General features: G+C 40.7%; 19 protein-coding genes and 1 pseudogene. 12 read left to right on the top strand and 8 right to left on the bottom strand.

Annotated features, from left to right (window positions below; all coding sequences use genetic code 11):
- Positions 1 to 128: 128 nt before the first annotated feature.
- Both FTU92_RS05005 and rlmH read right to left on the bottom strand, forming a co-directional pair.
- Positions 129 to 905 carry a dioxygenase gene (locus FTU92_RS05005; RefSeq protein WP_004970707.1) on the bottom strand — a complete coding sequence of 259 codons (777 nt, stop codon included), beginning with the start codon at positions 903 to 905 and terminating at the stop codon, positions 129 to 131.
- Between the two features lie 150 nt (positions 906 to 1055).
- Positions 1056 to 1538: a 23S rRNA (pseudouridine(1915)-N(3))-methyltransferase RlmH gene (gene rlmH, locus FTU92_RS05000; RefSeq protein ID WP_026438445.1), complete on the bottom strand. Its 483-nt coding sequence runs from the start codon at positions 1536 to 1538 to the stop codon at positions 1056 to 1058.
- Between the two features lie 157 nt (positions 1539 to 1695).
- Between rlmH and FTU92_RS04995 the strand changes: the two genes are divergently transcribed.
- Positions 1696 to 2661: a M28 family peptidase gene (locus FTU92_RS04995; RefSeq protein WP_371971487.1), complete on the top strand. Its 966-nt coding sequence runs from the start codon at positions 1696 to 1698 to the stop codon at positions 2659 to 2661.
- Between the two features lie 354 nt (positions 2662 to 3015).
- Here the strand turns inward: FTU92_RS04995 and lon are convergent, their stop codons facing one another.
- Complete coding sequence (gene lon / locus FTU92_RS04990) at positions 3016 to 5442, bottom strand: endopeptidase La (protein WP_180095776.1); 2427 nt, start codon at positions 5440 to 5442, stop codon at positions 3016 to 3018.
- Between the two features lie 147 nt (positions 5443 to 5589).
- Positions 5590 to 6186, bottom strand: a complete 597-nt coding sequence (locus FTU92_RS04985; protein WP_026438444.1) for a 5-formyltetrahydrofolate cyclo-ligase — start codon at positions 6184 to 6186, stop codon at positions 5590 to 5592.
- Between the two features lie 351 nt (positions 6187 to 6537).
- Between FTU92_RS04985 and FTU92_RS04980 the strand changes: the two genes are divergently transcribed.
- The 7 genes from FTU92_RS04980 (at position 6538) to FTU92_RS04950 (ending at position 15251) form a co-directional block, all read left to right on the top strand.
- On the top strand, positions 6538 to 7788 hold the full coding sequence (locus tag FTU92_RS04980) for a YncE family protein (protein WP_096902747.1): 1251 nt from the start codon (positions 6538 to 6540) through the stop codon (positions 7786 to 7788).
- Between the two features lie 97 nt (positions 7789 to 7885).
- Positions 7886 to 8383, top strand: coding sequence for a hypothetical protein (locus FTU92_RS04975; protein WP_180095774.1), 498 nt, complete (start codon positions 7886 to 7888; stop codon positions 8381 to 8383).
- A gap of 518 nt (positions 8384 to 8901) precedes the next feature.
- Positions 8902 to 10572, top strand: a complete 1671-nt coding sequence (gene lldP, locus FTU92_RS04970; RefSeq protein WP_180095772.1) for an L-lactate permease — start codon at positions 8902 to 8904, stop codon at positions 10570 to 10572.
- A gap of 24 nt (positions 10573 to 10596) precedes the next feature.
- Positions 10597 to 11346, top strand: a complete 750-nt coding sequence (gene lldR, locus FTU92_RS04965) for a transcriptional regulator LldR (protein WP_004970689.1) — start codon at positions 10597 to 10599, stop codon at positions 11344 to 11346.
- The gene (lldD, locus tag FTU92_RS04960) at positions 11343 to 12497 is read left to right on the top strand and encodes an FMN-dependent L-lactate dehydrogenase LldD (RefSeq protein ID WP_180095770.1); all 1155 of its coding nucleotides are present in this window, start codon (positions 11343 to 11345) and stop codon (positions 12495 to 12497) included. Before lldR ends, lldD begins: the two co-directional genes overlap by 4 nt.
- Positions 12498 to 12587: 90 nt before the next feature.
- Positions 12588 to 14303 carry a D-lactate dehydrogenase gene (dld, locus tag FTU92_RS04955; RefSeq protein ID WP_035311162.1) on the top strand — a complete coding sequence of 572 codons (1716 nt, stop codon included), beginning with the start codon at positions 12588 to 12590 and terminating at the stop codon, positions 14301 to 14303.
- Between the two features lie 48 nt (positions 14304 to 14351).
- The gene (locus FTU92_RS04950; RefSeq protein ID WP_004970549.1) at positions 14352 to 15251 is read left to right on the top strand and encodes a LysR family transcriptional regulator; all 900 of its coding nucleotides are present in this window, start codon (positions 14352 to 14354) and stop codon (positions 15249 to 15251) included.
- 105 nt (positions 15252 to 15356) lie between these two features.
- On the opposite strand, the gene FTU92_RS04945 is transcribed toward FTU92_RS04950, so the two are convergent.
- A complete protein-coding gene (locus FTU92_RS04945; protein WP_257218758.1) occupies positions 15357 to 15752 on the bottom strand; it encodes a ricin-type beta-trefoil lectin domain protein in 396 nt (131 codons plus the stop codon).
- Between the two features lie 537 nt (positions 15753 to 16289).
- Between FTU92_RS04945 and FTU92_RS04940 the strand changes: the two genes are divergently transcribed.
- The 4 genes from FTU92_RS04940 to FTU92_RS04925 all read left to right on the top strand — a co-directional run bounded on the left by FTU92_RS04940 (position 16290) and on the right by FTU92_RS04925 (position 20337).
- A complete protein-coding gene (locus FTU92_RS04940; protein WP_180009250.1) occupies positions 16290 to 17864 on the top strand; it encodes a sensor domain-containing diguanylate cyclase in 1575 nt (524 codons plus the stop codon).
- Positions 17865 to 17906: 42 nt separating this feature from the next.
- On the top strand, positions 17907 to 19037 hold the full coding sequence (locus tag FTU92_RS04935; protein ID WP_004970544.1) for a TIGR00341 family protein: 1131 nt from the start codon (positions 17907 to 17909) through the stop codon (positions 19035 to 19037).
- Positions 19038 to 19216: 179 nt separating this feature from the next.
- Positions 19217 to 19594 (top strand): diacylglycerol kinase, encoded by a 378-nt coding sequence (locus FTU92_RS04930; RefSeq protein WP_179988910.1) that lies wholly within the window; start codon positions 19217 to 19219, stop codon positions 19592 to 19594.
- A 59-nt stretch (positions 19595 to 19653) separates the two neighbouring features.
- Positions 19654 to 20337: a phosphatase PAP2 family protein gene (locus FTU92_RS04925; RefSeq protein ID WP_179994041.1), complete on the top strand. Its 684-nt coding sequence runs from the start codon at positions 19654 to 19656 to the stop codon at positions 20335 to 20337.
- 9 nt (positions 20338 to 20346) lie between these two features.
- Here the strand turns inward: FTU92_RS04925 and FTU92_RS04920 are convergent.
- The 3 genes and pseudogenes from FTU92_RS04920 to FTU92_RS04910 all read right to left on the bottom strand — a co-directional run bounded on the left by FTU92_RS04920 (position 20347) and on the right by FTU92_RS04910 (position 24055).
- Positions 20347 to 21664 (bottom strand): annotated as a pseudogene (locus FTU92_RS04920) (ATP-binding protein).
- Positions 21664 to 22341 (bottom strand): response regulator transcription factor, encoded by a 678-nt coding sequence (locus tag FTU92_RS04915; RefSeq protein ID WP_179988912.1) that lies wholly within the window; start codon positions 22339 to 22341, stop codon positions 21664 to 21666. Before FTU92_RS04915 ends, FTU92_RS04920 begins: the two are co-directional and overlap by 1 nt.
- Entirely contained in the window at positions 22334 to 24055 is a 1722-nt protein-coding gene (locus tag FTU92_RS04910) for a phosphoethanolamine transferase (protein ID WP_180095768.1), read from the bottom strand. Before FTU92_RS04910 ends, FTU92_RS04915 begins: the two co-directional genes overlap by 8 nt.
- Between the last annotated feature and the right edge of the window lie 174 nt (positions 24056 to 24229).

The following is a 24229-nucleotide window of genomic DNA, read 5'->3' as shown; positions in this document are numbered from 1 at the left end:
CTATGTGCTAAAGTTTCAACGTGATTATAATCAAGAGATTAACAAAAAATATGGATACAAATCGTAGCTTTTGCTAACAAAATGTATCCAAATTAAAAAGTCAGATTTTAAATAAGCGGAGCTATCGGTTAGTCAAAACGATAAATATCCATACCGAGTGAACCCATGCTAAAGCTGCTATGTACAATGTTAAATCGATCTCCCGTACCCATTGCAAAAAACAGCGGTGCAAAGTGTTCTAGGGTTGGGTGATTACGTGCTACATGTGGCAATTGTTGCCAATCTAGTACTGCATCATAATTGCGATGACTTAAATGCTGCACCACACGATTACGGAAACTAGATGCCCATTCAGGCACAGCCGCATTGGGTGTATTCCATGATAATTCACGTAAGTTATGGGTGATACTGCCTGAGCCAATCAGTAAAATTTGCTGTTCACGTAATGGCGCTAAACTTTGCCCAATGTGATAAATCTGTTCGGCGCTCATATTCATGGGCAAAGAAATGGTAATCACTGGAATATTGGCATCGGGATACATGTGTAGTAATGGCATCCATACGCCATGATCATGCGGGCGTGTGCTGTTGGCATGGGCAGCAAAGCCCGCATCAGCGAAACGCTGCAAAATATCTTCTGCCAGTTCAGGTAAGCCAGGTGCAGGGTAGCGCAGGGCGTACAAGGCTTCAGGAAAACCACGGAAGTCATGCCATGTTTCAGGGCGAATACCTGTGTTGACCTCCAGTGCATTACTTTCCCAATGCGCCGACATCACCACAATGGCTTGCGGTGTTGGCAAATTTTCACTTAAACGGCTGAGTGCAGGCCCGACCTGTTCAGGATTGAGTGCCAACATGGGCGAACCATGTGAGATAAATAAACCGGGTAATGTCTGTAAGTTCATGCCTAGATCCCTAAAGCCTGCTGTTCTACAGCATCGCAAAAAAGTGTGTATAGCGAAATGTACTTTTGTTCAACGCTATGTTGCAGCTTTGCAACGTCGTTTGAGTTGAAGATATTTTGATAACTCAACGTACAAATTGAATAAGTTGATTTAACCTGCACGATGATAAGGATGGTTGTGGTTGATGCTCATAGCACGGTATAGCTGCTCAATCAGCATCACGCGAACTAAAGGGTGTGGCAAAGTTAGTTTGGATAATGACCAATGCCATGCTGCTGCTTTACGTACTGCTTCAGAGTGACCATCTGGTCCACCAATCGCAAGCACGACATCATTGCCTTCTAGCATCCAGCCTTTCATGGTTTCTGCAAGTTTTTCGGTGCTGAACTCTTTGCCGCCCACTTCCAAGGCAATTAACAGCTCATTGTTTTTCATGGCATTTAAAATGCTATCACCTTCAATTTGGCGATATTTTAGAATATCGGCCTCAGAATCATTTTTGCCACGTTTCGCCATTGGCAGTTCGACAATTTGAGTCTGCACAAAAGGCTGAATCCGTTTGAAATAATCTTCAAAACCAGTCAGCACCCAAGCAGGCATTTTTTGTCCAATGGTCAGAATGCGAATTTTCATAGGCGAGTTCATGTAGCGATCAATCAGAATCTCGCATTATAACCATGATTCAACACAAGCGCTGTGTAACGACACAATTTGCAATTGAATTTGCCAACAGGCTGTTGCTTTAATACTCAGCAATCTTATTGGTCTTTTTTGTCTTGGAATTATCAGCATGCGCGCGTTTCAAAGTCAGCAGTTATATTCATGGATATTGGGCGCGGGTATGGGATTGATGACCACTGCTACATTTGCTGTGCCTGAGGCTCAATGGGCAGAACCAAACAATTTGCAAGTCTATATGCAGCAAGTGATTGGGCAGCAGGGTTTGGGTAATTCCGAACAGTATCGTCATTATAAAAATGTGATTGAACTGAATCGGGTTTCGGCATGGATTCGGGAACAAATGCGAGTATTTGGAATTCCGTGTCAATTTCAAAATTATGTGGTCAATCAGCAAAGCTACCGCAATGTGGTGTGCAAATTGAATATCGGTGCTGCGCAAAAAACGATTTTTGGTGCGCATTACGATGTTTATGGGCAGCAGCAGGGGGCAAATGACAACGCTTCTGGCGTTGCAGGTGTAATCGAAACAGCACGAATTTTGGCGCAGGAAAAGAATAAACTTAGTCAAAATGTTGAATTTGTTTTTTATACCTTGGCAGAGCCACCATTTTTTAAAACCGAGTCGATGGGCAGTTTTATACATGCCAAATCTGTGCAGGCTGAAAAAGAAAAAATCCGTGCGGTGTATGTGCTGGATATGATTGGTTATTACGATAAAAATTTGGTGCAAAATTACCCAATCGGTTTAAAGTGGATTTACCCAAGTCATGGCAATTTTATTGCGGCATTGAGCAATATGCAGTCACGTGAAATGAGTGCAACCTATTGCAATGCGATGCAGCGTTTGAATCAATTGCAATGTGAGCGTGTGGTCGCACCGACTTTCGTCAAGGGCATGGATTTTTCAGATCATTTAAATTATTGGAAATATGATATTCCTGCCATTTTAATTACCGATACGGGCAGTTATCGCAGCACACTTCGCCATACCACAGGTGATACTTTAAAAACAGTAAATTTTGAAAAAATGGCACATGTCGTGAATGGCTTGGTTGCACAGATTTTATCACCTTGATGATTGATCGCAGCGCATAAAAAACGCAGCCCTGAATTGAAATAGGACTGCGGTTAAAAGGTCATCCACCTGGAGATATGGATGACCAGACCATGAAGCACGCTTCAATCAAAAGCGTCTGATCAATTTATCGGTCTAAATAGACCAAACAAGAAACATACAGCGCGATGTATCTTAAATTTATATATGTGGATGGTTTGCCTATTTTTCAAGGAAATTGAATTAAAAACAGACTATCCATTTTAAAAATAATTAAAAAATTATTCAATTATTTTAAATCCAGAATCTAAATACAACAAAAGAGCACCGAAGTGCTCTTTTGAGATGTTCTATGCTTAAAGCAGAGTAACTTGCTTAATGACGTGCGGCTTTGCCTGCTGCTATTGGCTTCACAATCGGTGCCTTGGTTAAAGGCTTAGGCATACTGGTCAGTGCCAAAGGCAAGATTTCATCAATGCTTTTCACAGCCTTGATTTCCAAACCTTCTTTGACATTGTCTGGAATTTCAGACAAGTCACGCACGTTTTCCTGTGGGATAAATACCAGTTTGATACCACCACGATGTGCCGCAAGAAGTTTCTCTTTCAAGCCACCAATGCGCATTGCACGACCACGTAAGCTGGTTTCGCCTGTCATGGCAATATCAGGACGAATTGGAATATCTGTAAATGCAGATACCAATGCCGTAGTCAATGCCAAACCTGCAGATGGACCATCTTTAGGTGTTGCACCTTCTGGCAAGTGTACGTGTACATCGGTTTCGGCAAATACATTGGCTTCAATGCCTAAACTGTCGGCACGGGTACGCACAACGGTCATCGCGGCTTTGATTGACTCTTGCATCACATCACCCAATGAACCTGTGGTGATGAAATTACCTTTGCCTTTCATGGTTGCCACTTCAATGGTGAGTAATTCACCACCCACTGAAGTCCAAGCCAAGCCATTTACACGACCCACTTCGGCTTCTTCTTCTGCCATACCATAGTCAAATTTGTGTGGACCAAGGTAGTCAGGCAAGTTTTGTGAAGTCACATCTACCTGTAGGTTTTTGGCTTTTTTGCTGACTGCTTCTTTCACCACCTTACGGGCAATTTTTGACACTTCACGTTCCAGACTACGCACACCTGCTTCACGTGTATAGCGCTGCACAATGTCACGAATCGCTTCTTCATGAACCGTCAATTCTTTAGCACGCAAGCCATTATTTTTGATGGCTTTAGGGACAAGATAGCGTTCTGCAATATTCACTTTTTCATCTTCGGTATAACCCGGTAGACGAATTACTTCCATACGATCTAACAGAGCTTCTGGAATATTCATGCTGTTGGCAGTACAAATGAACATCACTTCAGACAAGTCTAAGTCTAGATCTAAATAGTGATCATTAAACTTGTTGTTTTGTGATGGATCAAGTACTTCTAACAAAGCAGATGCAGGGTCGCCACGGTAATCCTGTGCCATTTTGTCAATTTCATCGAGCAAGAACAGTGGGTTCTTCACACCAACTTTAGTCAATGACTGCACAATTTTACCCGGCATCGCACCAATATAGGTACGGCGGTGACCGCGAATTTCCGCTTCATCACGTACGCCGCCTAGCGCCATGCGCACGAACTCACGTCCAGTGGCTTTTGCAACCGATTCACCCAGTGAGGTTTTACCTACACCCGGAGGACCGACTAAGCACAGAATTGGACCTTTGAGTTTTTTCACGCGCGACTGCACAGCAAGGTATTCCACAATACGGTCTTTGACTTCATCTAAACCGTAATGGTCGGCATCTAAAATTTCTTGTGCTTTCGCCAAGTTAATGCTGACTTTGCTGGCTTTGTTCCATGGCGTATCTAAAATTACTTCCAGATAGTTACGTACCACAGCCGCTTCGCTAGATGCAGGTTGCATGGCTTTTAGCTTACGGAACTCAGCTTCTGCTTTTTTGCGGACATGTTCTGGCAAGTCTGCTTCGGCCAGACGTTTTTCAATTTCAGCGACATCATCTTCCGCACCGCCGTTCATATCGGACAGTTCGCGTTGAATGACTTTCATCTTCTCATTCAAGAAGTATTCACGCTGATTTTTTTCCATCTGGCGTTTAACAGAGTCATGCAAGGTTTGCTCAATCTGCTGTTCTTCAGACTGTTGCAATAAATAAGTCATTAACTCGGTCAAGTGAGCTTCAAACTCATCGTGCTCAAGGAATTTTTGTTTGACATCAATATTCAATGGCACACGGGTTGCAACAAAGAACAACAACTGCAATAAATCTTCAATTTTATTGGCAGCAGCAATCAGTTCACGTGCATTGCGTAATTTTGCTTCTGCATATTGCGCAAATAAGGCACGTAATTCTTGCAAACGTGTTGCTTGGGTATTTTCATCCATCGCAACAGTCATTGGGCTCAAGCTGTGTTCTGCAGTCAAATACGCGTCTTCATCAATAATTTTTTCGAGTTTGGCGCGGTATAAGCCTTCAATCAGAACTTTGATACAGTTTTCATCATTTTCGTGATTCACAACTTGCACAATCTTCGCGACAGTACCGTATTGATATAAATTGTCGTGATCAATTTCTTCTGTAAGCGAATCTTTTTGCGCAACTACAAATACTAGATTGTCACTGTTACGAGCCACATCAACTGCATTGATCGATTTTTCACGACCTACAAATAGCGCGATTTGCATGTGTGGATAAACCACCACATCACGTAGCGCTAAAAGCGGTAATACACTTGGAACCTGAGGCTCTAAGGTTTCTTGATTCATAATAATTTCAGACATGGGCACTCCTAATGAGTGACAACGGTGTTGCCATGTTTTTAATAGTGATGGGTATTTTTTAAAATACAAGGGTAGGTCAACACAAATTGTTTAAAAAGTAGCTAAATATGTGATTTTAAATTGATCTATTCAGTCAAAATGATCAATTTAGCGTTTCAAGGTGCGTTTAAACTGTAAAAAATGTTGTGGAGTTAGTAAGGCATCTACAGGTTGATCCCAATTTTCACGTGGCAAGCGTGTATGAATTAGCTGAAAATCATGTGCAATCCCTAAGCGATAAGGATGCTGCGGGGCAGAGGCTAAAGTGCGGTCATAATAACCACCGCCCATTCCAATGCGGGTGCCATGCGTATCGCAAGCCAATAAGGGCATCAAGACTAAATCTAAATGGGAGATGTGTTTTCCGCGACTTGTTCTTGGTTCTTGCATCCCCAAACGATGATGGGCAAAGCGACGCTGACGATATTGTTGTGGGGTGATTTGTACCCACACCAAGTGTTGATTCATATTGCAAATCATGGGCAAATACACTTGTTTGCTATGCGCGAAGCAATATTCAATGATGCGGTGTGTATGAATTTCACCAAAAGCATGTAAATACATACCCACTTTTTTTGCGTACTGAAATTTTGGCAGTCGTATTAGCCGCTGCAAAACAGCTTGCTGTGCGTGTTGCTGTTGGGTGCGCGTGACCGCTCTGCGCTGTTGTCGAAGCTGTTTACGCAAGGTTTTAAGTTCCAACAACTGCATCTCGGCACATCCTTATATTCTTGAGTTTAAATGCTTGAATGGGTATGGGATTACTGTCATTTCATCGACAAAAACAAGCTTTTATCATACTTGGCATTTTAACAGGATGTGATGCTGTATTTCTGTTTATCTGAAAATTGACCTGCTATCGGATAGTCTAGCTCGAACCCTAGACGCAAAATTACAAAAACTCTTATGCTATTGCCCAATCAATGCCACGCCAACAATCTTCAAGATCGCTTCAAGATGGATTAGGCAGGCTTCAGTTAAAAACAACAAATATGTAAAAACACAAGCCAAAACAAAAACAACACTTTCATTTTGCTGTTCAGGGAGAACAAGAACATGAATTATTCCAACAAGGTGTTTAAACATCTACTTCAAGGCGTGCTGGCTTTAGGAAGTTGTGTCAGCGCACAAAGTTATGCAGATTCGACCTATTTACCGCAGCCACCGAATACCCAACAAGTCTTTTTTGTCGGCAATAACTGGGATGGCACAGTGACGGTGATTCACCCTTCACAAGACTTTGGCAAAGTGGGTGTGGTCAATATGATTCCTGACCGCAAAGAGCGTTTATTAGAAATTCATTTAAATCCAGTGAAATTGATTGCCTACACTTACATTCAACAAACTGCAGGTGAGGGCAATGACCAGTTGGTGGATGATATGTATTCCACGCCAGATGGACAGTCGATTGTGGCTTCACGTCCAAGTTTTGCCGATGTGGTATCCATCAACATTAAAACGGGCAAAATTAATTGGCGTACGCCAGTCGAAGGTTTCCGCGCAGACCACATGGCGGTTTCACCAGATGGACAACGTGTTGCTGTGTCGGCATCGTCAGGTAATGTGGTGCATGTTTTAGATATTCATACAGGTAAAGAATTGGGGCGTTTTGCAACAGGGGATAAGCCGCACGAAAATATTTACTTTGCAGGTGGAACGAAAATCTTAAACTCTGCGATTGGTAACGTAGAAACTTCGATGGATGCACAGTGGCAAGATTTTACCAAAGGTAAGCGCTTTATTACCATTGCCGATGCCAACAATTATAAAGTTCTGAAAAAAATTGATTTCCGACCTGCGTTAGATGCCTTTGGACGTAAGGATTTATCCAACTCAGTGCGTCCTATGGTGCTAAGTAAAGATGAAAGCAAACTTTATGCGCAGGTTTCATTTTTTAATGGTTTGGTGGAATACGACTTAAAAACCGATAAAGTCACGCGTATTGGACAATTACCAGGCAGCAGTACAATTCCAAAAGACCGCAGCAAATGGGTAAATGATTCACGTCATCATGGTTTATCCATCAGCGCAGATGGCGAAAAACTCTGTGTGGCAGGCACGATGGATGATTACGCGACCATTGTAGACCGTCAGAGTTTAAAAGCAGGCAAACTGATTCCTGCAGGTAAACCATATTGGGCAACCCGTAGCCCAGATGGAAAAAGCTGTGTGATTTCAGAAAGTGAAACCGATGTGGTAACGGTGATTGACTTTGCTACGGGAGAAAAAGTCCGCAGTGTGCCAGTGGGGAATCACCCACAGCGAGTGCGTTTGGGTTATGCACCAAGCGATTGGTCGACGCCGTAATTTTTAAGCCGATCATAACAGGCAAAGCATGCTAAGGCGCTCAAGACGATATTTGAATTGAGCGCATTTTAGGATGGTTTGCTTATGGAGCATGCACATGAATGGGACTCGATGGCTCGGTATTGGCTTTTTTGTTTTTGCGGTCGCGGTGTTGTTTACCGTGGTGTATGTATTTCAACCACCGAATAAGACTGTTTCGGAAACAGTGTGGGTGAAACCGAACACGGCTTCCACAGAGATAGAAACAACGCAAAGTCTATATTCAGATGAATCTGAAAATGTACTGGAAACAAACGCTATGCTAGAGCGTGCTGCGGTATCTGCAGTTGAAATGCAGCAATTAATCCAGCAACGTGATCAGTTGTATTTAGGCTTTAAGCAAATTAGTACAGGTTTAAGCCAAGGGCAAAAGCCTGATTTAAACCGTGTACAAAGTATGTTGCTACAGCAGGAACAATTGGTACAAGCAGGCGTATTAAGAGCAGAAGATGCAATGAACTATAGCCAGTTTTTAAAGCAAATTTTACCTGAAATTGCAGGGCAAATTGATTTGCATATTTCGCGTTTAAAGCGCCTGAACGTGGTGACAGGTTAAGCCACAGTAAGGTGTGAGTTGCTGTTATAAATACACGATGACGCCATTGTTGCAGTCAATAATGGCGTTATTTTTTTGTCTAAAAAATTCTTTTAATCCACATGTTTTTAAGCCGAATAGCGGCCACTTGAGCTGAATTTATCCATGATTCCTTTGATCAAGCGTTCAATTCATCTTAGAAGAAAGCACACGTATTTTACTGTATTAGACGAAAGTTGTATAAGGCTGTGCCGAATAAATTTGGTTTTTCCTTCCTCTTAAAAACTACAGAAAAAACAAAGTTTAAATTTTTCTTCACCGTATTTTTTATGCTGCGAACAAAGATCATCTTTATTTAAATTGGTATGACCATATGAATAAACAATCCAACCAATATTGACATTTATTTGTATAAAACTATTATTTGTTGCAAATGTTAAGAGTATTTTGATTTTTATCTTAATATTGGTCAGACCAAAATTAGAATTTTATCTATATGCTTAGACCTATGTTTACGTTTGAGTGAGCATTTCAAGGAGATGACAATGCTTCAACATTGGCAACAGATCTACGATCCAATGGCAAATATTTGGATTTCGAGTCTTATTGCATTAATCCCGATTATCTTTTTCTTTCTGGCATTGGCTGTATTTCGCTTAAAAGGAAGTGTTGCGGGAACAATTACGGTTATTTTGGCGTTATTAGTGTCGTTATTTGCCTATGGCATGCCTGCACCAATGGCTTTTGCTTCATTGATCTATGGCTTTTTCTACGGTTTATGGCCAATCGCATGGATTATTATTGGCGCATTATTTTTATATAAAATCTCTGTAAAAACAGGGCAGTTTAACATTATTCGCTCATCTATTCTGTCAATTACAGAAGATCAGCGTCTCCAGATGCTACTAGTGGGCTTCGCGTTTGGCACATTTTTAGAAGGTGCAGCGGGCTTTGGGGCGCCAGTGGCAATTACTGCTGCTTTGTTGGTGGGTTTGGGTTTTAAACCTTTATACGCTGCGGGTTTATGTTTGATTGTGAACACCGCACCTGTTGCGTTTGGCGCAATGGGGATTCCAATTATTGTGGCGGGTCAGGTTTCGGGTGTAGAAACCATGGAAATTAGCCAGATGGTTGGGCGTCAGTTGCCATTTATGGTGCCTATTGTGCTGTTCTGGATTATGGCAATTATGGATGGCTGGCGCGGTGTGAAAGAAACTTGGCCTGCAGTGTTGGTGGGTGGTGGTGCTTTTGCGATTGCACAATACTTGACCTCTAACTTTGTAGGGCCTGAGTTACCCGATATTACCGCTGCAATTGCATCTTTGGTCAGTTTAACGGTGTTGTTTAAATTCTGGCAGCCAAAACACATTTTCCGTTTTAGCGATGCAGACACCAAAGTGGATGCCAACTTAGTTGCAGAACAACAGCAAAAATACAGCATGGGTCAGATTGTCAAAGCATGGTCACCTTTTGCAGTGTTAACGGTGATGGTCACTATTTGGAGCATCAAGCCGTTTAAAGATTTATTTGCCAAAGATGGCGCGATGCACGACTGGGTAATTTCCATCAAAGTGCCATTTTTACACCAACTGGTGCAAAAGATGCCGCCTGTGGTCGCTGATGTTAAAGACTACGATGCAATCTTTAAGTTCGATTGGCTGAGTGCAACAGGGACTGCAATTATGATTGCGGCTGTCATCACCATCATTTACTTAAAAATGAAACCGCGCGAAGCTGTTAAAACTTTTGCAGAAACCATCAATGAGTTAAAAACACCAATTTATTCGATTGGGATGGTGTTGGCTTTTGCTTTTATTGCCAATTATTCAGGCATGTCTGCGACTTTGGCACTGGCTTTGTCACACACAGGCAATGCTTTCACATTCTTCTCGCCATTTTTAGGTTGGATTGGAGTGTTCTTGACAGGTTCAGATACATCAGCCAATGCCTTATTTGCTGCCTTGCAAGCCACAACTGCACAGCAAATTGGTGTACCAGAAGTCTTGTTGGTTGCTGCCAATACCAGTGGTGGAGTAACAGGCAAAATGATTTCACCACAATCGATTGCAATTGCCTGTGCGGCAGTGGGTTTAGTCGGAAAAGAATCGGATTTATTCCGCTTTACCGTGAAACATAGTATCACGTTCACCGTTATGATCGGTATTATTATCACTCTACAAGCTTATGTGTTCCCATGGATGATTCCATAACCACATGCACAAGAGGATAGCCGCATGAAAGTTTCCGACAAAGTTGTTCAAGACCTGCGCACACTGGTTGAAAAAAATCAGATGCAAGTCGGAGACCGATTGCCTGCCGAAAGAAAGTTATGTGAACAACTCGGGGTTTCCCGTTCCTCTTTGCGTGAGGCTATTCAGCAATTGACCAGTCAGGGCATGCTGGTCAGCAAAGTTGGAGCGGGTACTTTTTTGCAACAACTGCCTACCAATTGGTCGCAATATCAAATTGTGCAGCCTTTAAGTAACCTGATTGATGAAGATCCTGCTTATCGTTTTGATGTGCAGGAAGCACGAATGGTGCTTGAAGGTGGTACGGCATGGTATGCCGCACAGCGGGCAACTGCTGAGGATTTGAAAAACATCCGTGCCTGTTATGAGCAAATCGCCCATTTTCAAATTTTAGGTGATGACGATCAGGCAGCAATTGCCGATGCCAAGTTTCATTTGGCAATTGCCGAAGCATCGCACAATTTGGTGCTCATTCAAATGATGCGCGGCTTATTTGATTTGTTGCAATACAACGTAGTTTTGGGCAGACGCAAAGTCTATACCGAAGCCCACCGTTTCGATCAGTTGCACGATCAACACTTTCAAGTGATGGATGCAATTGAACGCCAGGATCCAGAAGCTGCCCGTTCGGCAGTGTGTGGACATATTGAATTTGTAGTTCAACAAGTACGCATGATAGACGAGGAAGATGCGCGTCGTCAGCGTGCGAGTCGATTAAACAGGATAGCGCCATGATTATTTCTTCTGCGAATGATTACCGCGAAGCAGCCAAACGCCGTTTACCGCCATTTTTATTTCACTATATTGATGGAGGTGCGTACGCGGAACAAACGCTGAAAAGAAATGTGGAAGACCTTTCACAGATTGCCTTGCGCCAACGTGTTTTGAATGACATGTCGGCTTTGAGTTTAGAAACCACCTTATTTAATGAAACCTTGTCAATGCCTGTGGCTTTGGCACCTGTGGGTTTAACGGGCATGTATGCGCGCCGTGGTGAAGTGCAGGCTGCAGTTGCAGCTGACAAAAAAGGTATTCCGTTTACTTTATCTACCGTGTCGGTGTGCCCAATTGAAGAAGTGGTGCCTGCCATTTCACGCCCAATGTGGTTTCAATTATATGTATTACGTGACCGTGGTTTTATGCGCAATGCCTTGGAACGTGCCAAAGCAGCAGGCTGTTCAACCTTAGTCTTTACGGTAGATATGCCTGTGCCTGGCGCACGTTATCGTGATGCACATTCGGGCATGAGTGGTCCAAATGCTGCTATGCGCCGCTATATGCAGGCAGTGATGCATCCAAACTGGGCATGGGATGTTGGCTTACTAGGTCGTCCGCATGACTTGGGCAATATCTCTAAATACTTAGGCAAACCAACAGGACTTGAAGATTATATTGGCTGGTTAGGCAATAACTTTGACCCATCTATTTCATGGAAAGACTTGGAGTGGATTCGTGAATTCTGGGATGGCCCAATGGTCATTAAAGGCATTTTAGACCCAGAAGATGCTAAGGATGCTGTTCGTTTTGGGGCTGATGGAATTGTGGTGTCCAATCACGGTGGTCGTCAGTTAGATGGTGTGCTCTCGACTGCACGTGCTTTACCGCCAATAGCCGATGTAGTAAAAGGAGATCTAAAAATTCTAGTGGATTCAGGTATTCGTAATGGCCTAGATGTGGTGCGCATGTTGGCGATGGGTGCGGATACTTGTATGCTCGGACGTGCCTTTATTTATGCACTAGGTGCAGCAGGTGGGGCGGGTGTGAGTAATTTACTCGAATTGATTGATAAAGAAATGCGAGTCGCAATGACCTTAACGGGTGCTAAAAACATTCAAGCGATTAACTCAGATTGCTTGGTACAACTTGAGCGTGAACTGAAAGGCTAAATTGCCAACAGGAGCGATCAATCCATCAACCGATGCATTTGGCTGAATCGCTTAATTGTATTTTTCACCTTGTTTCAGGACTTGTACACTATGCCACAGACAATTTCTTCTGCAACACAATTTGATGCTGCAGCAACCCTCAAAAACTTGGTCGATATTGTGGGAAAAGCGCATGTATTGACCCATGAATCAGATACTCGTTTATATCGTCAAGGGCGACGTTTTGGCGAAGGACAGGTTTTTGCGGTGGTCACGCCAGGTTCTTTATTGCAGCAGTGGCAAGTGTTACAAGTGGCTGTGGCAGCAGATTGCATTATTATTATGCAAGCCGCCAATACTGGACTCACGGGTGGTTCTACCCCTTTTGGTGATGACTATGATCGTCCTGTAATTTTGATCAACACCCAACGTTTAAAAGGTATTCAGCTCATCAACGATGCCAAGCAAGTGATTTGCTTGCCTGGTGCAACATTGGATGCTTTGGAACAGCAATTGGCGCCGCATCAGCGTGAGCCACACTCAGTCATTGGTTCATCTTGTATTGGCGCTTCAGTGTTGGGCGGGGTATGTAATAATTCAGGTGGTGCATTGGTCAGACGTGGTCCTGCCTATACTGAGTTGGCCTTATATGCACAAGTCGATGCACTGGGCGAGTTGCAACTCATCAATCATTTGGGGGTGAATTTAGGGAACTCGCCAGAAGAAATTTTAACCAAACTTGAGCAACAACAATATCGCCCTGAAGATATTGAATATTCGGAACATTGTTGTGCTTCAGATCAGCGTTACGTGCATGATGTTGCCCAAGTCGATGCCGATACGCCTGCACGGTTTAATGCCGACCCGAGCCGTTTGTTTGAAGCTTCGGGTTCGGCAGGTAAAGTCTGTGTGTTTGCAGTGCGTTTGGATACGTTTGAGAAAATTCCGAGTCAGGTGTTTTATATCGGCAGCAATCAGCAGGATGATTTAACCGCGATTCGCCGTTTTTTATTACGTGATTTGCCGCGTGTACCGATTGCTGGCGAGTATATTCATCGAGATGCCTATGACATTGGTGCAGAATATGGCAAAGACAGCTTCTTGTTTATCGAGAAGTTTGGCACCAGTAAAGTACCTGCAGCTTTTGCCATGAAAGACAAAGTTGATGGTTTTCTAACCCGTTGGGGCATGCGTGGATTGTCGGATAAAGTTTTGCAAATGTTCACGAAACTACTGCCAAATCATTTACCAGAACGCATGAACCAATTTCGTGATTTGTATGAACATCATTTAATTTTGCGCATTGAGCAGCAAGATGTTGCGGCAGTACAGCAGTTTTTAATGGATTATTTTATCACGCGCAATTCCGGCAGTTTTTTTCTATGTAATGAAGATGAAGGCCGCAAGGCTTTTCTGCATCGCTTTGCAGTGGCAGGTGCTGCAATTCGTTATCGTGATACACATCGAAATGAAGTGGAAGACATTGTTGCTTTAGATATTGCGTTAAGACGTAATGATCAGCAATGGGTTGAAACCTTGCCCGAAGAGTTGGAGCAGGCGATTATACATAAGTTGTATTATGGTCATTTTTTATGTCATGTCTTTCATCAGGACTATATTATTAAAAAAGGCGTAGACCCGTTGGCGATGGAACATCAAATGTGGTCATTGCTTGATGCACGTGGGGCAGAGTATCCTGCAGAGCATAATGTTGGGCATTTATATGTGGCGAAGCCTGCCTTAAAGCAGCATTATCAAAAATTGGATCCGACCAATTGTTTTAATGTGGGCATTGGGCATAGCTCTAAATTAAAAGCTTGGCGTTAAATAAGGATGAAAACTGAGCAGTGAAACTGATTCTAAGGAAAGATGGATATGTTTAAGTTAGATAGCAAACTGCTACAGATTTTTTACTATGTATATAAATTAAAAAATGTGTCTGCAGCAGCAGATGCATTGGGCATGAGTCAGCCTGCGGTTAGTAACTGTTTAAATAAAATTCGTCAGCATTTTAATGACCCATTATTTTTAAGGGTTGGCAATGAAATGTTGCCTACAGAGTTGGCGAAACAGATTTTTTCACCGATTAGTGAAATTATTAATAAAATTGAAACGGTCAATAATTTTAAAGTCGATTTTGATCCGACACATTCCGATCAATTATTTACCTTGGCAATGACCGATGTTTCGCATTTGGTTTTATTGCCAAAACTGACCAAGTTTTTAAAAAAATATGCACCTTCAGTGCGGATTAAAATTCGTCCTATTACCCGTGAAACCAGTTATCAAATGGCAAATGGTGAAATTGATTTTGCGATTGGTTTTTTACCTGAGTTAGAGCAGGGTTTTTATCAGCAGCAATTATTTTTACAATATTATGTGGTGATTAGTCGTAAAGATCATCCACGTATTTGTGAAAAAAGTTTAGATGTTGAAGCTTATATTCGTGAATCGCATGTCGATGTAGATACCAGTATAGGTCACTACCATATTGAAAATGAATTAAGCAATCGTGGTTTAAGACGTAATATTCTAATGAGTATCCCAAGTTATTTAGGGGTCGGTTTAATTGTGCAAGAAACCGATATGATTGCGACAGTGCCTTATTATTTAAGTGAGGTGTTATTGGCACGCGGTAATTTACAAGTAGTGAGTGCGCCTTTGAATTTTCCAACCTATCCTGTACGACAATATTGGCATACGTCTTGTCATCACCAAACCAGTCATCAGTGGTTAAGAAAAGTGATTTTTGATTTGTTTAGTCAGCATCCTTAATTAATCGTATTTAAAGTAAAATTTTTATAATTTTTTAAATTATCATTCGCTAATTCCCTCATCTTCAAAAGAGCAGGCTAGGCTGAGGGAATTAGTGATTCTTTTTTATAAGGCAATAAAACTAAATTTCTGCCCACGATTTTGATTGCAGCTATACATTTTCATTTTTCCATTATAAATATCTAAACATTTGCCTGTATCTGCACTACGAATACGCTGACCATCGAGATACCATTTTTGGTTACTTTGTCCATTACAGGTATAAGCAATTACTTCAGCACCATCATGTTTCTGTTTTCCTGCTACATCTAGACATTTACCTTGCACGGTAATGCTTTGATCAGGATGGAAAATAAAATGCTGATTGGTACCATCATGACAATGTGAAGTCTGAATGGAACGTTGATTACTGCGACTAAAATCTACGCAGCGACCATCATAGGTTTTAATTTTGACTTTTTGTTGCCATGTTTGTGCAGGATAAGGCATAGGTGTTGGCATATAAATGGTTTGTTGTGCAGGACGTTCTACAGGTGTACTTGCTGGAATTTGAGGTTGAATGACGATATTGGGAATCTGCCCCGATGCTGTTCCGTCAACTACAATACATGCTGTTAAAAGTCAGCAACTGCTTATAGTGAAAAGTGTCTTAAACATAAGAGAAAACAATTTATTTATTAGGTGGATAGGATAAATTTAAAGCATGGAATAAATATTTATTTTTTGTAATTTTATGAGTAATTGACCCTAAAAATTTATCGAATAGACAAGGTTTTCAGCAAAAAATAAGAACGAAAAAATTCAAGTTGTCTTTATTTGTTATTAGTCGGTGCATTCTTAGGAAGTGTGTGGTAGAAATTGTATTTAGAGGATATATTTCTGATTTAGTTTGTGGTCAGCAACAAGCGAATTATCCAATTTGTTGAATTGAACATCAAAAATTCAACTATATTGCTTTAAAATTATGTGATTGAGTTGTAAAATTATGTGTTAAAGTTGGCAATTGTCACAGTTTTTGAATTTTTGGGGTAGGAACTGTTGAAACATTTTTTACTACGACTTGGATTGGATCTGCGTAAACTTATTTTAATTTCCACAATTTTAAGTGTATCAGGCTTATTTGTCGTAAGTATTTTTATTTTAAATTATGTAATTAAACAACAATTAATTCAAAATTCACTTTCGATCAATGAAAAATATGCAGAAAAAATTGCCACCAGTGCCAATCAACATTTTTCAGATATGCTGCAAGAGTTGGATTATAGTGCACGTTTATTAGAAAAAAAATTTTATAATACACAAGTTAGAAAAGAAGAAGTAAAACGCTTAAAAAATCAATCGAATAATTTTAATAGTGTTTTATTGGTAGAGCAGAATAAACATATTTTAGCTTATGCACCTAATACATTAAAACTTAATTTTAATCAGGCTTATAGTACCATTGGTATTGATGGATCTATTGAAAAAAAGAAAACTTATATTTCATCTCCCTATTGGTCTATAAGTAATAATTTAATCGTCATGATGTCACAACCTATTTATAATAAAACACATCAATATTTAGGCTTAATCAGTGGTACGATTTATTTACAGGAGCAGAACTTGATTAATACCATGCTCAATACTCAGTATGATTATAAAAAAAGTTATATGTATGTGATTGATCAACATAATCGTATTATTTTTCATCCAGATAAAAAGCGAATTGGTGAAAAAATTATCAATAATACAGGTTTGGATTATATTAATAAGAATACAAAGGGATCAATTCGTTTAAAGAATAGTTTAGGTATAGATAATTTGGCGGGTTTTGCACATATTCCAAGTGTAAATTGGATTGTAGTTTCTCAGCAGCCCACAGATGATTTACTTGCACAAGCTAATACGCTGATTTTTAAAGTATCGATTGGAATCTTCATTTTTTACTTTTTTATTTTTTTATTGATTTGGTATATCTCAAGCTTTATTTCTTCACCTTTGAACCGCTTGGCACGTATGGCAAGTATGCTCAATCATGCGGACATTGAAAATAAAATTAAAGAAGTTGATCCGTGGTATTTCGAGGTTTTAAAGTTTAGAACCTCATTATTAATGAGTTCGGAAACCTTTAGTGATCGGATTGCGGAGTTAAAACATCGTGTCAATACGGACCCATTAACAGGTTTATATAACCGTCGTGGTATGCAATTATTTTTAAATGAACTGCTAGAGACTCGTACCGAATTTGCAGTATTAGCCATTGATATAGATTTTTTTAAGCAAATTAATGATCAGTATGGGCATGATCAAGGTGATGTGGTACTTAAAACGCTCGCGCAAATAATGCTAACTAATTTTAGGGAACAGGATGTTTGCTGTCGTAGTGGCGGTGAAGAATTTCTAGTTTTAATGACGACTGCAGATGCAAATGTGGTGTATAAAGCTGCAGAGCGGCTTAGAAAAACCATGCAGGAAACTACGATTAATCAGATGGGTCAAATCACCATCTCTGTTGGCATCGCTTTTTGGCCTCGAGATGCAGAAGATGTTTCTGATGTACTGAAACTTGCAGATAATAAATTGTATGAAGCTAAACATGATGGGCGTAATTGCACAAAGTCTACGGCCGTATGAGGATTTGGAAAGATTCTTCTTTAGCTGACACGGAGGTATGCTTTGGAAAAAGATCAAGATCCAACGATAGTGGTTGAAGACAGTCCTGAACAAGAAAAATATGAACTTTTGAAAGAAAAGCTGAAATACAAACAGGCGGAGCGCGAAAATTCTAAAAAAATTGATCATAAACAAGTACGGTTGAATATTCAAGCGGATGCCTTACCAAGCAAAACCTTTTTTATAATGAATGCTTTGGCAGCGATTATTGCGGGCTATGGTTTATTGTCAAATTCAGCCGCAGTGGTGATTGGTGCAATGCTGGTTGCGATGATGCTAGGCCCTATTTCAGGTATGGCTTTAGCATTTATTGATAATCGATGGTTGTTTTTTAAAACAGCATTTAAAACCTTAGTTTTAGGTGTGTCGATGATTGTCAGTATTGGCATCATTTTAGGTCTTATCAATATTAACTTACCTATCACCCATGAAATTCTGTCTAGAACTCAGCCTACCATTATGGATTTAATGATTGCACTTGCGGGTGGTGCAGCAGGGGCATTTGCAGCCGTTTCACCACGTCTGTCTGTGGCTGTTGTTGGCGTTGCAGTTGCGACTGCTTTGGTACCGCCGCTGGTTGCAAGTGGCATATTAATTGCGCATCTGGAATGGAAACATGCAGCAAATGCTCTGCTGTTGGCACTGACCAATATTGTTGCTATTCAAATTAGTTCTTCACTGGTGTTATGGGCAGCAGGTTTTAGACGCGGTTCAGATGAAGAAGTAAATAGCACAGTAATTGAATTTATTAAAAGAAATATCGTGAGTCTTTTAGTACTTTTTGCGCTGGGTATCTATTTAAGCTTTAACTTTATGATGATGTTAAATAAACAGATGTATGAACATCAGGTAGAAAGCTTGATTGAAAGTCAATTTAATCAACATAATAATTTGATTGATACGGTGCAGTTTGATCGGCGTAAAGAGATGACTTTAATTCGCGTAGTCTTGCGTGGAGATATAGCGCCAAAACCTCAACAGATTTCTGCATTGAATCAAAAATTAGCACAAGACCCACGTGGAAAACCAAGTGTGGTTCAAGTGCGCTTTATTCCTGTGCAAATTATTCAAGCCAAAGAAAGTCCTGATTTTGATATTAAGCAAGTTGAAGCCGAGCAATTGATACAACCTTAGATTCAACAATAAGAAATTGATGGTATTTACAGCTTACTTTAGATGGAGTCTTATTATTCAATAGGCATTCATAATGTTACATATTACACAGATTTAATTTAATAGTCTCAAAAGGTTATATTTAAGCCAATTTTAAGCTAAGTGACTTAACATCGGATTTATTTCAAATCAGATTCACTATGCTTCCACGCTCTCCTTACAAAGGCACTTCTGGTTTACAAAGGATTTTGAATGCCACAAGCTATTCTTTGGCAGGGTTTAAAGCCGCCTTTCAAAATGAAGCGGCATTTCGGCAAATCATTCTGATTAATTCACTGCTGATTCCACTCAGTTTTTTCATGCCTGTTAGTCGTGTCGAACAAGTGATCATGATAGTGGTGTGTTTACTTGCCATCATTGTCGAACTGATTAATTCAGCCATTGAAGCTGTGGTCGATCGTGTTTCAATTGAGCAACATCCCTTGTCTAAAAATGCCAAAGATATGGGCAGTGCAGCGCAATTTGTTGCTTTGGCAATTATCGCATTGACTTGGGGTGCATGCCTGATTTCTGCTTAATTCCTTAAAAAACAAGCATAAAACAGACTTTAAAATAGATAGTGAGTTGAGTATTCCTCATGCGGCATCAGCATTCAAAATTTTTACTTCTTCAAGCAATTTTACTCCTTCTGAGTTTGCTGATATTGCTCAATTTCTTTAGCGTTGCAGGCAGGCTAGATTTATACCTCATTCAACCCTTTGTGGATGCTCATGCAGAATTTCCACTTCGACAGGACTGGGCATTGGCTGTATTAAATCATCGGTATGTCAAATATATCCTGATTGCAGTATATCTGAGCTATTTGCTGGCTTGGTTGCTGTCTTTCAGATTTCAAAAATTACGTGCTCGTCGTTGGGAGTTTGGCTATTTCTTTTGGATGGCGGTGATTTCAACCAGTGTGATTGCAATACTTAAATCGCAGTCGGCACATGCTTGCCCGTGGGATATGAGCATTGCCACAGCGCATGGCGTTTGGTGGGATTTAAGTGCAACGGCAGGGCATTGTTTTCCTGGTGGGCATGCCTCAAGTGGTTTTGCTTTATTGGTAGGATATTTTGTTTATCGGGTTGCTCAACCTAAACGTGCTTATTTTTTCTTAATTGCAGCATGTATTTTAGGCATGGGGATGGGCTGGGCGCAAATGATGCGCGGGGCACATTTTTTTAGTCATAATCTTTGGACAGGCTGGATTACTTGGTGTTTGAATGTGGTTGCCTATGCATTCTTGGCGCATAAATTGCACACTCAAAATCTAACTTAAAACCCGATCTTAACGCATCGGAAATTTAACCTGCACACATAAACCACCTAAACTGGCACTTTTAGAAAACTCTAAACTTGCACCTAAGCGTTGGGTGGCTTTATCTACAATAGATAAACCTAAACCACTACCAATTTCCGCATGGTTATGAATACGGTAAAAACGCTGTCGAATTTGATTGAATAGTGCGGGGTCAATGCCTGCACCACTGTCTTCAATTTGCAAAATTGCATGTTGTTCTTGCTGAAAAATAGTCACATTAATCACGCCTTGTTTGGGGGTATATTTAATCGCATTATCAATTAAATTATAAATAATGGAATGTAAAGCAGAACTTTGTCCATGAATATTCAACTCTTGGCGTTGTTCGACACCTAAATCAATATCTTTTTGCAATGCCAATTGAATGAGCTGTTCCACACAGGCAATGGTCATTTGATTTAAAGATAGGGTTTGATCGTTTTCAATTAGACTATCTGAGGCATCTTGCTTGGCTAAGCTTAATAACTGATTGACTAAATGCTGTAAACGCAAAACCCCTTGGCTTAAATTATTGAGGGCATCACTATGTGGAAATTGCTGCAATAAAATTTGTACTTGTAAATTGAGTGCAGTGAGTGGGGTACGTAATTCATGTGCAGCATCGGCAACGAACTGGCGCTGTTCCTGCTGTGCGGTAGAAATTCGCGTAAATAACTGATTCATTTCCTGAATCGTGGGTGCAAGCTCGACAGGATAATCCAACATGTGAATCGGGCTGAGATCCTGCGCTTTACGACGTGCCAATTCGCTTTTAAAGTTATTTAGTGGTTGAAAATTATGACGAATCAGCCAACCCAAAGCCAAAAGGGCAAAGGGTAAAGGGTAAAAATATTGCATAGGGAATAAACATATTTGCCGCTAATTCTAAAGCTAAATATTGGCGCACAGAGTTTTGCTGGCTAATTTGAATCTGTAGGGTTTCTTGCGGCAAAATATAGGTATGCCACAGTCCAACTTCGGTTTGATGATTATAAAACCCTGGTTTTTCTACGGGTTGTAGCAACACATCTTGAGGGTGTAATTGTGTTGTAGCATCGTCATATGACCAAATATCGACAAATAAGTCTTCTTCGCTATATCTCTGATTTAAATCGATTTGGCTCTGTGTAGGTTCAGGATGGTTCGCTGCAATGCGTTCTGCCAAACTTTGCATTTGTGCATCTAAAATTTCATTCATTTCTTCTAGGGCAATTCGATACGCTGCAAATACCAAAACGCAGCCCAACATGACACTAAAGATAGAAACATAAACAATCAGACGTTTTTGCAAAGAGTAGGATTGCATTAAATTTGCCCTAAACGGTAGCCCAAACCACGAATGGTACGAATAAAGTCCTTGCCAAGTTTGGCGCGTAAATGGTGAATATAGACTTCAATGGTGTTGCTGCTGACTTCACTGTCAAAATCATATAATTTATCTTCTAAATTACTTTTAGAGAAAATTTTATTAGGGTGGCTGACCAAAGCCATTAAAATTGCCCATTCACGATTCGACAATTCGATATATTCACCTTTGAATTTTGCCAAATGTTGTTCGGTATCTAAGACTAAATCGCCATAACTTAAAATATGTGCGGTATCGTTTACAGGATTTTGTGCGCCGCTACGTCTGAGCAGGGCATAAATTCGCGCCAGTAATTCATCAAATTCATAGGGTTTAATTAAATAATCATCTGCACCCTGATTTAAACCATCCACCCGTTGTTGCAATTGATCACGCGCAGAAATAATCAGCACGGGCAATTGTGGATGTAACTGGCGAATGTTTTTTAATACCTGCATGCCGTCCATCATGGGTAAGCCTAAGTCCAGCAACACCAACTGGATATCTTGCTGCTCTAATTGCTTTAAGCCATCAATCCCGTTGTTCCCCCAAGTAACATCAAATTGCTGTAACTTGAGCAAGGTTTGGGTCGATTCGGCAATCATAAAATCATCTTCAATGATTAATATTTTAGGCATGTGATGACTCGTGCTGCGGTTGAGTGGTAGATGGGGCAGAACATTGATTCAGCATATCATTTTTCGGATCAATCACTTGGCTTTTTACATCTAGTAAGCTCAATAAACTTGGGAAAAGATTGTCCTGACTCAATGCTGCTTGGCGTTGTGCTTTTAAGCAATTCACTTGCGCGGAATTTTGTTGTTGCCAAGCTTCTGAAAACCACATCAGCATCGGTACATGAGTTTGTTGAGTCGGTGCCATAGAATACGGTGCGCCGTGTAAATATAAACCATGCTCGCCTGTCGATTCACCATGATCAGATAAATACCAAAAACCAGTTTGATAGTGTTTTTGTTGCTCTAAAGTTTGAATCAACTGACTTAAAACATGGTCGGTATACACAATCGAGTTGTCATAGGTATTGCGTAAGGCATCGGCACTGCAACCCTGAATCGCATTGCTGTTACACGTCGGTTGGAAGGGTTGATAAGCTACGGTTGAGCGTTTGAAATAAGCAGGTCCATGACTGCCCATTTGGTGCAAGATAATTAAATGTGAACGTCTGTCTTTCGGGTCAAGCTGAGCAAGATAAGCCTGTAAACTGTCCACTAAAATTTCATCTAAACATTCACCGCTAGCATCACACCATTTTTGTTTTAGCGCTGCAGGAATTTGATATTGCTGCACCCGATCACAGGCACCTTTACAGCCTGAATTGTTATCAATCCAAGTGACTTGATAACCTGCACGCTGAGCAATATCCAGTAATCCTTCACGGTGACTTGCCAGTTGTTCATCATAATTTTGGCGTGGCATCCCCGAGAACATGCACGGCACAGAAACAGCCGTGGCTGTACCACAAGAGCTGACTTGAGTGAAATTAATCACAGGCAGCTTAGAGAGTTCAGGGTTGGTATTTTTTGCGTAGCCATTCAGCGAGAAGCTTTCGGCACGTGCAGTTTCACCAACCACCAACAGCATAATTTTGGGTGCTGTGCCTGTTTGCGCACGTTGAATTAAATGTGCATCTTCACCATAGCGCAGCAGCGGCAAATTCTGTTTGGGTGCTTTCTTTTTATAATACGATAGACTAGAGGCAATCGCATTTTGTGGAGAAAGCATGCCTTTTAAATCACGATGCTCGCGGAAGATTGCAGCATAATCCACATAAAAACAGAACAATAAACCCAAAATCAGCACAATCGAAACTACACTGCCTAAAGTCTTTTGCAGTAATTGACGGGCAAAATGAGTCGGCTGAATTTTAACAGACCACACCAAGACCAATGGCAATAGTACAAACAGCACACTCCAAACCACTAAGCGTACAGACAAAAGATCACGTACTTCACGTACATCGGTTTGCAGCATATTTTGAATTTGGTCTGCGGTAATCACTACGCCCAAGCTATTAACAAAATAAGCGCTGAATCCACCGACTACAATCAAAATACTGGCTAATATTTTGGCATTCCAACGCCAGTTTAGCCATTGCAGCAACAGATGATACGCCGATACGATGACGATCACAGTTGCAATCAATAAGCCTATGGCTTTAATGCCCTGATAAGGTGTGAATTGTTGAATTTTCTCATAAAATCCATAGTTCAATACCAAGCCTAACCATAGGGCAAGCAGTAGATTGAAATAGAATAAAGAAATCGGTTTTTGCCAAAAGCGTAGTCGGGCAAAGATAGATGGAGCAAGTGGTGATTCGGGCTGCTTAGACATTGTCAATGATTCAAAAGACTTTAAGATGCTTTAGTTTAAAATTTGAAACTTAAAACTGACTTAAAATTGTGGGCTGAATCTGTTGTAGTTTTATTTGATTAACTTTGAAGATAGAAGTTTTAGAGATATAAACTTTGCATGGATAAGCTGTTCATTCATGTTATTTCTGAAGCT

The sequence above is a fragment of the Acinetobacter sp. YH12205 genome, from assembly GCF_013418125.1.
Classification (GTDB): domain Bacteria; phylum Pseudomonadota; class Gammaproteobacteria; order Pseudomonadales; family Moraxellaceae; genus Acinetobacter; species Acinetobacter towneri.
Note: the sequence above shows the minus strand (reverse complement) of the source record. Positions and strands in the feature narration are given on the sequence as shown.

Bases quoted from the DNA above. Each gene is read 5' to 3' on its own strand.
- FTU92_RS04945 (WP_257218758.1), bottom strand. From the start codon at position 15,752: ATGCCAACACCTATGCCTTATCCTGCACAAACATGGCAACAAAAAGTC.
- dld (WP_035311162.1), top strand. From the start codon at position 12,588: ATGCCACAGACAATTTCTTCTGCAACACAATTTGATGCTGCAGCAACC.
- FTU92_RS04915 (WP_179988912.1), bottom strand. From the start codon at position 22,341: ATGCCTAAAATATTAATCATTGAAGATGATTTTATGATTGCCGAATCG.
- FTU92_RS05005 (WP_004970707.1), bottom strand. From the start codon at position 905: ATGAACTTACAGACATTACCCGGTTTATTTATCTCACATGGTTCGCCC.
- lldD (WP_180095770.1), top strand. From the start codon at position 11,343: ATGATTATTTCTTCTGCGAATGATTACCGCGAAGCAGCCAAACGCCGT.
- lon (WP_180095776.1), bottom strand. From the start codon at position 5,442: ATGTCTGAAATTATTATGAATCAAGAAACCTTAGAGCCTCAGGTTCCA.
- FTU92_RS04925 (WP_179994041.1), top strand. From the start codon at position 19,654: ATGCGGCATCAGCATTCAAAATTTTTACTTCTTCAAGCAATTTTACTC.
- FTU92_RS04980 (WP_096902747.1), top strand. From the start codon at position 6,538: ATGAATTATTCCAACAAGGTGTTTAAACATCTACTTCAAGGCGTGCTG.
- FTU92_RS04995 (WP_371971487.1), top strand. From the start codon at position 1,696: ATGCGCGCGTTTCAAAGTCAGCAGTTATATTCATGGATATTGGGCGCG.
- rlmH (WP_026438445.1), bottom strand. From the start codon at position 1,538: ATGAAAATTCGCATTCTGACCATTGGACAAAAAATGCCTGCTTGGGTG.
- lldP (WP_180095772.1), top strand. From the start codon at position 8,902: ATGACAATGCTTCAACATTGGCAACAGATCTACGATCCAATGGCAAAT.
- FTU92_RS04950 (WP_004970549.1), top strand. From the start codon at position 14,352: ATGTTTAAGTTAGATAGCAAACTGCTACAGATTTTTTACTATGTATAT.
- lldR (WP_004970689.1), top strand. From the start codon at position 10,597: ATGAAAGTTTCCGACAAAGTTGTTCAAGACCTGCGCACACTGGTTGAA.
- FTU92_RS04930 (WP_179988910.1), top strand. From the start codon at position 19,217: ATGCTTCCACGCTCTCCTTACAAAGGCACTTCTGGTTTACAAAGGATT.
- FTU92_RS04910 (WP_180095768.1), bottom strand. From the start codon at position 24,055: ATGTCTAAGCAGCCCGAATCACCACTTGCTCCATCTATCTTTGCCCGA.
- FTU92_RS04975 (WP_180095774.1), top strand. From the start codon at position 7,886: ATGAATGGGACTCGATGGCTCGGTATTGGCTTTTTTGTTTTTGCGGTC.